This window comes from Nocardia miyunensis NBRC 108239, assembly GCF_001613065.1.
GTDB classification, from domain to species: domain Bacteria; phylum Actinomycetota; class Actinomycetes; order Mycobacteriales; family Mycobacteriaceae; genus Nocardia; species Nocardia miyunensis.
In genome coordinates, this window is sequence record NZ_BDBQ01000135.1 from 1 (window position 1) to 13014 (window position 13014).

The 13014-nt window shown below is 63.9% G+C and carries 13 protein-coding genes and 2 pseudogenes; 6 read left to right on the forward strand and 9 right to left on the reverse strand.

What is annotated here, in order from left to right; all coding sequences use genetic code 11:
* Positions 1 to 1404 precede the first annotated feature (1404 nt).
* Positions 1405 to 1590: a hypothetical protein gene (locus NM2_RS53215; protein WP_067683078.1), complete on the forward strand. Its 186-nt coding sequence runs from the start codon at positions 1405 to 1407 to the stop codon at positions 1588 to 1590.
* Positions 1591 to 1596: 6 nt separating this feature from the next.
* Here NM2_RS53215 and NM2_RS44220 read toward each other — a convergent pair whose 3' ends face one another.
* Both NM2_RS44220 and NM2_RS44225 read right to left on the reverse strand, forming a co-directional pair.
* Complete coding sequence (locus NM2_RS44220) at positions 1597 to 2859, reverse strand: metal-dependent hydrolase family protein (protein WP_067683080.1); 1263 nt, start codon at positions 2857 to 2859, stop codon at positions 1597 to 1599.
* A 25-nt stretch (positions 2860 to 2884) separates the two neighbouring features.
* Positions 2885 to 4546 (reverse strand): bifunctional fumarylacetoacetate hydrolase/alpha/beta hydrolase family protein, encoded by a 1662-nt coding sequence (locus NM2_RS44225; RefSeq protein ID WP_067683083.1) that lies wholly within the window; start codon positions 4544 to 4546, stop codon positions 2885 to 2887.
* Between the two features lie 176 nt (positions 4547 to 4722).
* Here NM2_RS44225 and NM2_RS44230 point away from each other — a divergent pair, with 176 nt between their 5' ends.
* The gene (locus NM2_RS44230; protein ID WP_067683084.1) at positions 4723 to 5400 is read left to right on the forward strand and encodes a FadR/GntR family transcriptional regulator; all 678 of its coding nucleotides are present in this window, start codon (positions 4723 to 4725) and stop codon (positions 5398 to 5400) included.
* 162 nt (positions 5401 to 5562) lie between these two features.
* Here the strand turns inward: NM2_RS44230 and NM2_RS53220 are convergent.
* The 4 genes and pseudogenes from NM2_RS53220 to NM2_RS44250 all read right to left on the reverse strand — a co-directional run.
* Positions 5563 to 5895: pseudogene (locus tag NM2_RS53220) on the reverse strand (alcohol dehydrogenase catalytic domain-containing protein); the annotation flags it as partial.
* 26 nt (positions 5896 to 5921) lie between these two features.
* Positions 5922 to 6320: an SDR family oxidoreductase gene (locus NM2_RS44240; protein ID WP_245718543.1), complete on the reverse strand. Its 399-nt coding sequence runs from the start codon at positions 6318 to 6320 to the stop codon at positions 5922 to 5924.
* A 123-nt stretch (positions 6321 to 6443) separates the two neighbouring features.
* Positions 6444 to 6755 carry a hypothetical protein gene (locus NM2_RS44245; RefSeq protein ID WP_157121876.1) on the reverse strand — a complete coding sequence of 104 codons (312 nt, stop codon included), beginning with the start codon at positions 6753 to 6755 and terminating at the stop codon, positions 6444 to 6446.
* Positions 6756 to 6774: 19 nt separating this feature from the next.
* A complete protein-coding gene (locus NM2_RS44250) occupies positions 6775 to 7317 on the reverse strand; it encodes a flavin reductase family protein (RefSeq protein ID WP_067683089.1) in 543 nt (180 codons plus the stop codon).
* Positions 7318 to 7494: 177 nt separating this feature from the next.
* Here NM2_RS44250 and NM2_RS44255 point away from each other — a divergent pair, with 177 nt between their 5' ends.
* The 3 genes and pseudogenes from NM2_RS44255 to NM2_RS53225 form a co-directional block, all read left to right on the forward strand.
* A complete protein-coding gene (locus NM2_RS44255; RefSeq protein WP_067683091.1) occupies positions 7495 to 7968 on the forward strand; it encodes a nuclear transport factor 2 family protein in 474 nt (157 codons plus the stop codon).
* 65 nt (positions 7969 to 8033) lie between these two features.
* Positions 8034 to 9203 carry an LLM class flavin-dependent oxidoreductase gene (locus NM2_RS44260; RefSeq protein WP_067683093.1) on the forward strand — a complete coding sequence of 390 codons (1170 nt, stop codon included), beginning with the start codon at positions 8034 to 8036 and terminating at the stop codon, positions 9201 to 9203.
* Positions 9204 to 9323: 120 nt separating this feature from the next.
* Positions 9324 to 9599, forward strand: a pseudogene (locus NM2_RS53225) (3,4-dihydroxy-2-butanone-4-phosphate synthase); the annotation flags it as partial.
* Between the two features lie 155 nt (positions 9600 to 9754).
* Here the strand turns inward: NM2_RS53225 and NM2_RS44265 are convergent.
* Complete coding sequence (locus NM2_RS44265) at positions 9755 to 10078, reverse strand: transposase (RefSeq protein ID WP_067683095.1); 324 nt, start codon at positions 10076 to 10078, stop codon at positions 9755 to 9757.
* Positions 10079 to 10658: 580 nt separating this feature from the next.
* On the opposite strand from NM2_RS44265, the gene NM2_RS44270 reads away from it, so the two are divergent.
* A complete protein-coding gene (locus tag NM2_RS44270; RefSeq protein ID WP_067683097.1) occupies positions 10659 to 10877 on the forward strand; it encodes a hypothetical protein in 219 nt (72 codons plus the stop codon).
* Positions 10878 to 11210: 333 nt separating this feature from the next.
* Here the strand turns inward: NM2_RS44270 and NM2_RS44275 are convergent, their stop codons facing one another.
* Entirely contained in the window at positions 11211 to 11696 is a 486-nt protein-coding gene (locus tag NM2_RS44275; RefSeq protein WP_067683099.1) for a hypothetical protein, read from the reverse strand.
* A 381-nt stretch (positions 11697 to 12077) separates the two neighbouring features.
* Positions 12078 to 12938, reverse strand: a complete 861-nt coding sequence (locus NM2_RS44280; RefSeq protein WP_157121878.1) for a hypothetical protein — start codon at positions 12936 to 12938, stop codon at positions 12078 to 12080.
* Positions 12939 to 13014 lie beyond the last annotated feature (76 nt).

Consider the following 13014-nt stretch of genomic DNA (forward strand, 5'->3'; position numbering starts at 1 on the left):
GCCGCGGAATGGGCCACGATCGAGGCAGGGCTGACCCGTGCCGAGGCCGACGCGCTGGCCAAGATGGGTTAGAGGCATACACCGGCCCGTGATCCCAGGCGGCGATAATCCGGGGACCACTCGGAGGCCACTACCTACGGCCGGTTCAAGGTAGTCGATACCGCCGTCGCGCGATCAGGTGCCGTACCTGTCGTAGCGCGCGGCGGTATCGATGCGAACTGGAACCGGTCCACGACGGCCAGGCCGCGCTCGACGGTCTGCTCCAGCGGCTCGCTGATGTCCCCACACCATCTGAGGGGGCGCAGTCGCTCGTCAGCACCAGCAACATCCAACTGCCGATCGTCGGCGTCCGCCAGGGACAACGGTCACCGGCTTGACATTTCAGATTCCACAGATTGGTCTTGGTGTTGACGCCTTCGATCGGTCCGTTGCTGTAGGGCATGGTCAGGCCGGCGACCGCGGCGTCGCGTCGTGGTCCTGGTCGAGGCCACGAAGGAACGGGCCGAGTTCGGTCAGCCCGGCCTCGCGAACCTGCTTCATCCACCCGTCCAGGTCGCTGCCGCGGCGTTCGGCCAGGATCGACGCGAACTCGCCGACGAGCGGGCCAGGTCTGTCATCTCGGGACGACCGAGCACGTCGGATACGAGAAACATGATCCCGCTGGTCGTGGAACGGGGAACTCCCGCAACGGAACTCGAGTTATCCGTTGGAGGCCGGCATCGTAGTGCGGCAGACCGGCTCATTGCATATGACCTGCGGTGGTTCTAACCCGGCGATGATCGGCATCGGCTCGACGGACTTGAGCAGGAGGAAACCACAAGCGCCGCAAGGTCATTCGTGACGCCATCGGTTGCGGATGTCTGTGGCGGTGGTATCGCAGACCATAGCCTTGCCGGTCTTGCTGGTGCCGGTGGCCCCCTGCGGGGCGCAGAAGGCTCCCGGGGTCACCCACTGCGGCGACGTGGACGCGGAGCCGGGAGCCATCGGTTGTGGGGCTGGTGCCTGAACGGTCACGGTCGCCGGGGCCGAGGACGCAGAAGTTTTCGCCACGATTCGACAAGTGCAATGGTCGAAGCCTTTGACATTCAGATCGAGAGACAAGCATCGCCCCAGCAGTCCGCCGCTGTTCAATGAGGCGCGGATCTGCTTGGCCGCTGTCGCCTGATCATGCAGCGGCTCTGTCCGATTGTTACCGTTTCTGCTTCCTGCCCCCGGTGGCGGCTTAAAACGAGCTAGACGTCGTAACGTGCTCTCGTGCAGCCTAATTCGAAGGCCCGACCTTCTCCGCCAGAGGGCTTGACAGGTGCTGATGATGACCGACGCCGGCGGATTTCCACGGCCCGCTCCGCACCTGGCGGCGAGCTGTTGTTGCGTCACGGGCTCGATGCTGTCGTCCCTGCGGCGATGGCGGCGCTCGAGGGCGTCGACGCGGAATTCGTCCGAGATCTCGACACCATCCTGTCGAGCCTGGTCTACGGATTGCTCGCTCGCGGCGAGATCGAAGTGTCCGCGATCGTGCCCGCTGTCGACCGCACGGGGTATTGGTTGACCATTGGTTACGAGGCGGCATGCGAACGACGCGTCGTGTGAGGCGTGTCAACGCGGATGCACTACGGCGCTGCCCGGATCCTTGTGGAACACACCATCTTTCATGATCCCGACGATCCGATCACTGTCCTGCAGGACGGTGATGTCGGTGAGTGGGTCGCCGTCGACGAGGATCATGTCGGCGAGGAATCCGGGTTTGATCTGGCCGAGTTCGTCGGGCCGACGCATGATCTGGCCGCCCAGCGCGGTAGCCGACAACAAGGCTTCCTTGGGCGTGAAATCGAGCAGCTCCACGAAGTGCTGCAAATCGCGAGCGTAAGTGCCGTGCGGGGTCCACGCGAAACCGTAGTCGCCGCCGGGAAGGATGCGGATCCCGCGGGACTTCATCTTCTTCAGTCCGTCGATGGCGCATTCGAGCTCGTATTTGTAGCCTGCGGCCTCGGCGGCTTCGGGCGGGTAGCCGAAATCGGCAGCGTCGTGCAGGGTTGCAACCAGCCAGTTGATGCCCGGTGCGACGAAGATCTCATCCTTCTTCGCTGCGAGCATGTCCAAGCCTTCCTCGTCGACGAAGGAGGCGTGATAGATGATGTCGACACCGCTGCGCAGCGACATCTTCACCGATTCGCCGGAACGGGCGTGCGAACACACCCGCAATCCGCGGCGGTGCGCCTCGGTGGTTGCGGCAAGGGTCTCCTCGTCGGAGAAGTAGTTGTCCTCGGCGTGCTGATTGCCGGTGATCTCTTCTCCGGACATGCTGAGTTTGACCAGGTCCGCGCCGAGTTCGACGTTGCGGCGCACTGCTTTGCGCATCTCCTCGGGGCCGTCGGCGAAGGCGGTGATGCCCTCGACGAGCGCGCCGCCGGTCACGGCGATTTCCTGGCAGTTGGCCAGATAGCGCGGGCCGGGGATCTGGCCGTCGTTGATGGCGTTGCGAATGACCACGTCGAGCCGGGGTTTGGCCGCGGCGGCACCGACGCACATGGTGTAGCCGAAGTCGAGGTAGGTCCGTGCCGAGCGGGCGCACAACAGTGTGTGTTCCTCGACTCCCATGGACCCCAGGCCGGGCAGATCCGCGGAATTGACCCACGAGAAATGGGTGTGCGCATCGCACAGGCCACTCATCAGGAACTTCCCGCCGCCGTCGATGACGCGGACTCCTTCGCGGGCAAGCTCATCGGCACCGGGGCGTACCGCGATGATGTGGTTGCCGCGAACGAGAACCTCACCGTCGAAAGGGTCGGAGCCGGTGGAGTCGAAGATCCGGACGTTGGTGAACAGTGTGTCGGTGTCGTGGGTACGGGCGGACGTCATTGTCGCCCTCCTTTCGAGTGAATGATCAAGGCTTGGTGAGGAATTCGACGACCTGGGTGGTGACCGCGTCCGGGGCTTCGATGGGATGCCAGTGGCCGACACCGTCCAGGACGTGCAGTCGGGCGTTCGGGTAGATCGCGAGTAGGTCCTCATTGACCGCGACGGGGCTGACCGGGTCGGCATCGCCGGTGACCAGTAGAACCGGAACCTCGATCGACGCGATGTCGGGCTCGACGGCCGCGGCGAGGGCTTCGCAGGCCGTGGCATAGCCCTCGGGGTTCTGGCCGAGCAGGAGCTCACGGACCAGGGCCGAGGCCAGCGGTTGGGTCTCCAATGTCTTGCGAGACAAGGCGTTTGCGACGATCGTGTCCGCCACCGCGGACATGCCGCCCTCGCGCACGATGCGGGCACGGGCATGAGTGCCCTTGCGGGCCTGATCATTCTGAGTTCTGACAGGCCCCAGCAGAGCGATGCTGCTGACGCGATCCGGGTAGCGAGTCGCGAATGTCGTGGCAATCAAAGTGCCCATCGAATGCGCGACCAGCGCCGTGGTGGTCATCCCCTCCGCATCCAGCAGCGCACGCAGTTCCTCTACCCACGCGTCGATACTGGCCGCGCCGGCTAACGGTGATCGGCCGTGTCCGGACAGGTCGTATCGCAGGACGGTATGGGTCTCGGCGAGCGCGGCGACCTGCGGTTCGAAGACCGTCGTGGCGCCACCCAATCCGTGAATGAGGACCACAGCCGGGCCGGTTCCCGTTTTCTCGCGGAACAGTCGTCGCCCGGCCGCGGGCACCAGGTGATCGCGATCGACGACGGCTCCGACCGAGTTGCGGAGTTCGCCGAGGCCGGTGGCCGACACGAGCACCTCGTCCCCGGTTCGCAGGAATTTCGGTGGGTCGAAGCCGATGCCGACGCCGACCGGTGTACCGGTGGCGATGACATCGCCCGGTTCGAGAGTGATTCCGGCGGAGAGGGTTTCAATGATGGTCGGTACGTCGAAGATCAGTTGTGCGGTGTTGGCGTCCTGGCGGAGCTCGCCATTGACGCGTGTCTGTAGCTGTACGTTCGTGATGTCGACTTCGTCGGCGGAGACCGCCCACGGGCCCAGCGGGCAGAACGTGTCGAGTGATTTGCCGATGAACCACTGCTTGTGGTCGCGCTGCAGGTCGCGTGCGGTGACGTCGTTGATCAGCGTGTAGCCCCACACGTAGTCGAGAGCGTCGGCCTTGGTGACCTTGGTGGCACGCTTGCCGATGATGATCCCGATCTCGCCTTCGTAGTCCAGGGCCGAGGTCAGGTCGGTGTGTGGGTCGATGACGTCATCGGAGGCGATCACCGTCGCGGCGGGCTTGGTGAATACCACCGGATACTGCGGAACGTGCTGACCGTCGGGGGAGTCGGTCGCGTCGAATCCGCTGCGGGCGAACTCCGCGGCATGCTCGGAGTAGTTGCGGCCCACGCAGAAGATGTTGCGGTGCGGCACGATCGGCGCGAGCACTTTGCCGCCTTCGACGGTATCCGCGATCGCCAGCCGTGCCGATGCATCGGCGCCCGCCTCGATCAGTTGCTGCAGCGAACGGACCGATTCGCCGGTGTCACCGAACCGTGCGGCTCGCGCTGCGCCGTTGTCGTCCACCACGCAGACCCGCGCACCATCCGTACCTTGTATCCGCGCAAAGCGCACTGGCTGCCTCCTTGAACCAATGTGAACCAATATGCTTAATCGGTCTGTATTGGTCAGAGTAGGTTTTGTGACCGTATGGAGTCAATAGGTCGTGGTGGAGACAAGTAGCCCGGACCTATTGGCGTGCTTGGTGAACCAATGTCTATGATTGGTCCACTCGGAGGAGAGGAGTTGTGATGCCTGAGCCGGTCGGTCTGGGGGCGTCGGTGCTGCAGCACGTCGATGCGCTGATCGCCCAAGAAGGACTTGGTCCAGGTGACAAGCTGCCGACCGAACGTGAGCTGGCCGCCGCGATCGGAGTCAGTCGCGCAGTTGTACGTTCGGCGCTGAACGGCCTGGAGAGCCGAGGAGCGGTGATACGGCATGTCGGCCGGGGCACCTTTCTGGCGCCGAACGCGTCTGTCGGAGTGCGAACGGAATCGGAGAATCAGCCGAGTCCTGCCGAGATCATGAGCTCACGGCTCACCCTCGAGCCCGAGCTGTTACCGCTTGCCGTGGCAGCTGCGACGCAGGCGGATATCGCTGAAATGCGCCGCTGCCTGCAGGGCGGGGAGAAGGCGAACTCTTCGGAGGAATTCGAGCACTGGGACACCGCGCTGCATCACAGCTTTGCTCTGGCCACCCACAACATGGTGCTGATCCGTGTCAGCGAACTCCTCATCGAAAGCCGTCGGCAACCTGTGTGGGGAGGATTGAAGAAGCGCACGTTCCGCCCTGAGCTGCAACATGAGTACTGCACCGAACACAGCGAGATCGTCGAAGCAATCGCCGACCGTGATCCGGACGCGGCACGAGCCGCGATGCGGGCCCATCTGCGTCATGTCCGCAACACACTTCTCGGCGATCAAACCTGATTCGCGAGAGCCGTAGGCAGCGCACGATGTGATGTCCGTTATTTGCGATATCTGTTGCGGCAGAGAGTCGCCCGAGTTAGAGCGCCACCTCACCCCGTGCCAGGAAACCGCGGCGGGTTCGGCGAGGAATCCGCTGCGAACGTCGAGATTCTCGGGCAGCTCGACCAGATGACCACTCGGCGCTCGGAATCGCTCGGTCATCCCGCCGTCCGCGCCGAAGCCGAGGCCGCGGCCGAGGGCGGTTCGGCACAGGTTGTCCTGCCCGGTTCGGCAGGACTCGCACGTGCCGCAGCCGTACAGCGCCTCGATGACGACCGGCGTCCCGTCTGGACGGGCACCCGAAAGTTCGTGCCCGATGATCCAGGGCGTGCCGTTCGCGACAGCGATGAGGTCCGACGCGCAGATTCCGGCAGCACGCGTCGAAATGACTTCGCCCGAGCCCGGCGGCTCGTCGACGGCGGCGAGAACTGCCGCGCCATCGACAGCCCGGACCATCTTGATGGAATTGAGGCCCACGGTGTTCACCGCTTGTTGAGCATGCCCGCGTCCACCGGTACGACGGTTCCGGTCACATAGCGCGACTCGTCCGAGGCCAGCCACAGGACTGCATTGGACACGTCGAGCGGTTCGACGAGGTCGACCGGCATGGCGTTGGTCAGCGAGTTGGCCAGTGCCGGGTTGCGCTCCATGATCGCGGCGAGATCGCCATCGGCGGCCATCGGGGTTCGCACAGCTGTGGGTGCGACGCTGTTCACCCGGATCATGTGCGGGGCAAGGTAATTGGCCCAAGACCGCATCAATCCGATGACGCCGTGCTTGGCTGCGGTGTAGCCCAGGAAACCGGCCGTCGGAATGCCGACGCCGATGGGTCCGCCGGTGGAGCTGGTGAGGATGATCGAGCGCGGAGTAGTCACGGACATCGGGCGGGTGCAACTAACTTCCATCGAGGTGGGGACTGCCCTGAGTATCGATCGCGTCGACCTGCGTGCCCCGGGAACTCGCGCCGACCGGCATCGAAACGATTTGGGCGACCAGGTCCTCCATCAGTCGGCCGTGGTTGTCGGCCGAGCTCCACGGTCGCGGATGTGTCCTTGGAGATACTGTCCGTCGTACCAGCCTTTGTCGGCCGCATAGGCGAGCATCGCATCGAAGTCCCGGCGCCATTTCTCGTCGTTCGGTCGTCCCTGCCGAACAAGCCAGTCGACAGCGGCGAACGCAGAATCTGCCGCAAGGTATCCAAGGTTTTCGCTCCTGAGGACGGCGTCGGCTGTGTCCCGATCGACGGCCAACAAGAAGTCGAACTTGTCCAAAGTGGACATATCGTGTGCGGTTACGGATTCGCTGGAGACGCTCACATACATACTGGAATGCCCTTCAGTTCGTTGCCCATGCATCGAGTGCGGCCACTCGGTGAAAGTTGCTGTCGTGGAAAACCAGGGGCGACACCGCAGTGTCTGCCCGGACGCCGTTGACCGCGAGAACTACGATATCGTGATCGCCGACCCGAACTTGTTCGTAAATTGCGCAGTTGAGCCACAACGCGGCCCCATTGATGAACACAGCATCCGACTCGTCCCGGCCCCATCGAACGGCCGCGAATTTATCGGTCCCGCGGGATGCGAGAGCCTTCGCGACGGACGCATGCGCGTCAGCGAGGACGCTGACGCCCAACGTGCCGGCACGTTTCAGCGTCGGCCATGTGGTCGAGGTGAGTGCCACACATACCGAGACGAGTGCGGGGTTCAATGAAACGGATACAAAAGAACTGGCGGAGATTCCTGTCGGCTTTCCATCGACGACAGCGCACACGGCCGCAACGCCGGACGGGAAGCGACCGTAGGCGGATCTGAGCACATCGGAAGTGAGATCCTTACCTGATGTGAATCCTGGGCCGGCAGGCCTCGAATCGGTCGGCATCCACGCACCCTTCCGAGCGAAACTGAATCAAGTTCAGTTAGGTTACCACATACCATCCGCATGTCAGACTGCCTTTGAGCTGCCAACTCGACCACCCGCCAGACCCTTGACGAGACCTGGATCACAGGTATAACGTCAGCCTCCTGAAATGAGTTCAGTTAGGTTCAGGAGCGCAGGGTGCCGACAGACGACGAACTGAGAGCAGCGAACATCGACATCGCGCGGCGATACCTCGACGCGATCAACGCATGGGACTTCGAGGAAAAGCGGCGGCTACTCGCCGACGACGTCGTCTTCGAAATGCGTTACGCGCCACCGGGCTTCGACAAGCGAATTACAGGCAAGGAAGATGTTCTGGCGTTCGTTCAGAAAATGCCGGTCTTCATCGTCACCGAAGGCTTGTACGATATCTCCCTCGAGACGTATCACTCGGATCCGGGCGAGGTGATCGCCGAATACAAGAGTGATATGACCTTGGTGGTTCCGGTCGAGATGAAGAACGAGTACGTAACTCGCTTCACGATCAGAGACGGCAAAATAACTCGCTTCCGTGAATACTTCGACCCCATCGTTCTCATAGAGGCATTGGGCGGGCAGATCGAACCGGGGAGCATCGAGGCGACACTCGCCAAGTACGCAGCACCGAACTGAACGAGCCCGCCCTCTTTCGAACAATCCGCACGATTCTTCCGACACGACGAACATCGAGGTGCCGCATGTCCGAGTCCTATTACCCCACGTCCTTTGGTGTCTTCATGGCGCCTTTCCACAAAATCGGCGTCAGTCCTTCGGTGCTATTCGAGCGTGACCTCCAGGTAATCGAGCTCGCCGATCGGCTCGGATTTCAAGAGGCGTGGCTCGGTGAGCACCACTCGGGTGGCCACGAGCCGATAGGCTCGCCGGAGATGATGCTCGCGGCAGCGTCGCAGCGCACCAACACCATTCGGCTCGGTACCGCCGTCAACTCGCTGCCCTATCACAATCCGTTCCTGCTGGCTGAGCGACTGGTGATGCTCGACCACCTCTCCCGCGGTCGCGCCATGATGGGATTCGGGCCCGGCCAGCTGCTTTCGGACGCGCACATGCTGGGTATCGACCCCAGCAGGCAACGGGACATGATGTTGGAGGGCGCGGAGGTCATCGTCCGTTTGCTGCGAGGCGAGACAGTCACCGCGAAGTCGGACTGGTTCGAACTGCACGATGCCAAACTGCAGGTCTTGCCGTACTCCGTCCCCGAGTTGGATGTGGTGGTCGCGGCAGTCACATCGCCCTCCGGCCCGGTTACATCCGGCCGTCTCGGCGTCGGCATGATCAACCTCTCGTCCACGAACCCGGCCGCGTTCGATGCGTTGAGGTCACATTGGAATATCGCGGAGACCGAAGCGGCCAAGGCCGGCCGAACCATCTCCCGGAAAAACTGGCGACTGTCGGCCATCTCGCATATCGCGGAAACAGAAGACCAGGCGCGCGAAGACTGTAAGCACGGGTTCGAAGAGATCTGGAACTACCTGGCACATATCTCGCCACTCCCGGCATCCGACAAGCCGAACGTCGAGGACATGATCGACGAGGCCATCGCGGGGGGATCGGTACTGATCGGCACACCCGATACCGCAATCGAAACGATCCGTCGGCTCGCTGATCAGACCGGCGGATTCGGCAGCTTCATCATGACTCTGACCGACTTCACCACATACGAGCGTCAACTCAATGCGGTAAAGCTGTGGGCCGAGCATGTCATCCCCGAGTTCCGTGGACAACTGAAGCCGATCCGCGAACACAACAAGTGGGTACTCGACGGCGAATGGAAGGCCGAGACCATGGCCGCCATCAATGCCGCGACCGCCAAGTACGAAGCCCAGCAACAGACCGGCGCCAGTAACTGATCCACGGGCCGATCCGCGGGAAGGCACCCTGCAGTGAATACCGGCGAACTTCGATCACCCCCTCGGCGAGTGGAACTCGTCGAATCGCCAGCCCGCAACGACGAGCGGGACAGCACCAGGGTGCGCACCGCCGCCCACAGCTCGGCCCGCGGCAAGGCCGTCATCATCGTCGATGATCCACATCGGCCCCAGTGGAGTGAAATCGTCTTCCCCGCGGACCGGTTCAGCACCTCGCACGCAGTATTCGCGATCCGCCACACTTCGGGATTACTCCAAGTCGCACTACCAGCGCGTTCCTGCGACAAGCTGAACCTCCCACCGCGACAAGCCAACGACAGGGGCAGTACCCAGTGTGTCACCGTCGATGCCGCCACCGAGATCAGCACCGGAATATCCACCACCGACCGCGATCCACGATCCTTCCGTGTACCCGAGGCCGCCCTCGGAGTCGGTGTGGATGCCGCGCCATCCGGGCGATCGAGAACCGTTGCCCCTCGGGCGAGATGGTGCCGGCGGTCTCGGCGATGTCATCGGGCCGGCGTACTCGGCCATCAGATCGAACCGGGCCGGTTCTTCTGCATCGCGCCAAAGTACGCCGAAGCTTTTGAGAGGAAAGCGTTATCCTTCTCCAGCTCGCTGACTTGCCTTCGGAGCCTGAGCAATTCGGCCCTCTCAGCGGCATCCAGGGACTTCTCACCATGCACCTCAGCCGCGGCGATCCGGCGCCGCTCGGCTTTCACCCAATTACTCAGCAATCCATCGTCGAGACCCAGCTCGCGGGCGACTTCGGCGATCGCGCGACCGCAAGCGATCACCCGATGCGCTGCCTCGACCTGGTACTCGGCCGTGAACGACCGACGCTTGCGAGGAGGCATGAGGACATCCGTCCAGCAGGACCGCAGGCCCTGCGAATCAGGTGTCCACTATCCGGGGGGAGCCTCAATTCCGGGTTGCCCCAATCCGGCCTTGACTACGGATCGGGGCCGGGCGGGTGAGAGCCGGCCGTCGGGAGATGCAGGACGTGAGACCGTGCGGTCTTGATGCGCCTTTGGCACCCGACGGCCGGTTCCTTGACGAACCGGTTACGGCCGGAGCCATAGGCTTTCATGTTGTGCAGCCGACACCCCGGCAGCTGAGCAGAACACCAGCCGCCCCCGAGGCACGACACCCCGGGCGTCGCCGGATCGATGTCACCGAGCTCTTGCGCACACTTCGCCGCCGTTCCAGCTCATTGCGCCGATATCCGGGTCTGCGCGGGCGGTGGGGGTACCTCGGCGCCGCCGCCGGGAGCGTCCTCACGCTGTACCTGCTCTTCACGACCTGGGCCGTGGGCATCGGCCGTGACGGCACGATCTGGGCCGATCCCTTCGGCGGATATCGGGTCTCCGATACGCTCGTCACCCTCTGGTCGGGCTCACCGCCGCCGCGCGCCCGCAGATCGAGGGCACCTGGGCGATGCTGGCCTGCCTGGCCGCCGTCCTCACCGTCTGCACCGCCCTGGTCGACCTCCGAGCCCGCAGCAGACCGCTCGGCCATCTGGTGGCGGCCACTGCGGTCGCTCAGACGGGTCTCGTGGTCGTCATCCTGACCTGCATGAACCGCAAGCTGGAGGATATCCGGGCCACGGGGGTATCGGCTCGTATCGGGATCTGGGTACCCAAGCCGGGCTACTGATGCGCTAGGCACGGGCAACGGCAGCTATCCTGCACCCGGATTACACCGAGTCTCCTATGCCACAGCCAATCTCACCTTCCCGACATGGCTCGCCGGTGCGGTGTCGATCGCCACCGCCATGGCCGCGGTCACCCAGTAGATCCACAACCACCCGCCGGGATCGTCCGCCGGCACAGCCCCTGACTCCAAGCCGCGAATTCAGGGGGCGGGGCGGCGGTCCCGCGATCTCCGCCCCCGGGAGTTCTCGGGGGCCGAGGTCATCCGCGGTCGGTCCCGACTGCCCGCCGGTCTCGCTCCGACCGGCAGCCCGGGTCTTCACGGTCGGAGGTTCGCCTACCCATCTGCGATGTCGGATTCGATGAGTTCGACGGCGATCATCGCGCCGTAGGCGAGCAGGTGCAGCAGGTCGTGATCGGAGTGCTGGTCCGTTCGCCACAGGTCGATGTCGTCATCGGTGACCGTGTCCGGGGCGAGGGCGGTCAGGATGGCCAGTTTCGCGGCGGGTTGCTCGTCGGGTCCGATGCCGTCGGCGGCATCGGCCAGCCAGTTGCGGCCGATATCGAGATCGTGGCCCCGATGCCGGGCGATGGCGGCACGGATGATCTCGTTCGCGCCGTCGGACAGCCCGGCTCCCTCATGCGTGGCGGCTGCTCGCAGAGCGGCGTAGGCGGGCCCTGTTCCGCTGTCGCCGGCCCAGCCGGGAAGGGGGCCGGATGGCGGGGACGGCAATAGCCGCAAACTGTCGCCGGCGGTGCGGTGTTGGTGGATGGCACGTGCGATGGGTGCGCTGTCGAACGCGGCCGGGGCGTCCTCGATCATGTCTCCGGGGAGTAGATCCCTGTTGAGCAGCGATCACCAACCGGTTGATGAGGTGCAACGCTAGGGCCGTGCCGATGTATTCGGGCGCGAGGTTCGCGGCGAACGGCGGCGTGGCCAGTTCGTGTGCATGCGGTGTGACGGTGGCACGAGCCCATCGGACGATCGCGCGGATGTCCGGATCGTCGGGTTCTCCACCGCGAGCGAGGATCTCGGCGATGTGCTCGCCGCCGGCCAGGCGCAGGAAGATCAGCTGCCCGGCCAGGTCGTAGGCGCACCGGTTGATGTGGGAGATGGACACTGTCACGGTTTCCTTCTGCCAGCGGGCGGTGGGAGTCTTCGGCCTCATCAGCGACGAGATCGAAGACTCGCTGCCGGGTGGTCTCAGCTTCTGGTCAACGTGCCGACCGTCAAGAGGTACGGATTGCCTTGTGGGTCGATGCCCGACATGACGACGAACTCGTGATGTCCATCGCTGGCGATGGCCCAGAAGCTCATCGTCTGTGATCCGCACTTCTGGGTCGCCGGTGCCAGTTCGGCGGTGTTGCCGGCGGCCGCGAGCCTCCACTGGCATCCGTCGCTGGTGCGGGCCTGCAGGACTCCGTCGTCACCGGCGGAGAATGTGATGCTCCCGGTTTTCGCGACTCCGCTGGGCTGCAGGATGTTGAGCCTGGTGGCGGGGTCCGACGGGTCGAAGATCCACGTTCCGGCGAACAGTTTGTTCGTATTGCCCACGCTGCCGGTGACGGCCTTGGTGCGAGTGCCTTTCTCCAGGATGAACGGGTATGAGCCGCCGTTGTTGTAGCTGGTCGCGTGGATCGTCTCGGTTTCCTTGTCGCCCCGGATCTCGACATGCCAGGTGTCGATGCTGTAGCCCGAGCCGATGACCTTGTTGAAGCAGTACTGCGTCTTGGAGGTCAGGTCCAGGCCGGTGGCGCCTACGGCGAAATGCCATGTGCAACCCTGATCCGAGCGGCCCACGACGCCTCCGCCGTCGTCGCGAGAGAAGGTCATCGTGCCGATCTGGGGAACCTTGAACTGCGCGCCGGGCATCTGGATGACCGCGATATTGGTTCCGGTCGAGGTGTCCGGCTGATCGTAGTTCCACACTCCCAGGTACCGATCGGCGTCGGGTTGGTCCGCGCCGGCGACCGCTGTGTTCAGGGACAGGATGGTCCCGAGGGTTGCCGCCGCGGTCAGCGCCATCCGTGCCAGCCTTCGTGATCGACCTGCGTTGTGATTCATAATCTCTCCTGCTCTCATGGGTTTGCGCGCTGTTGCGAATTCCGTTCGCACACACAAGGACGAGACGGCCGGGCGG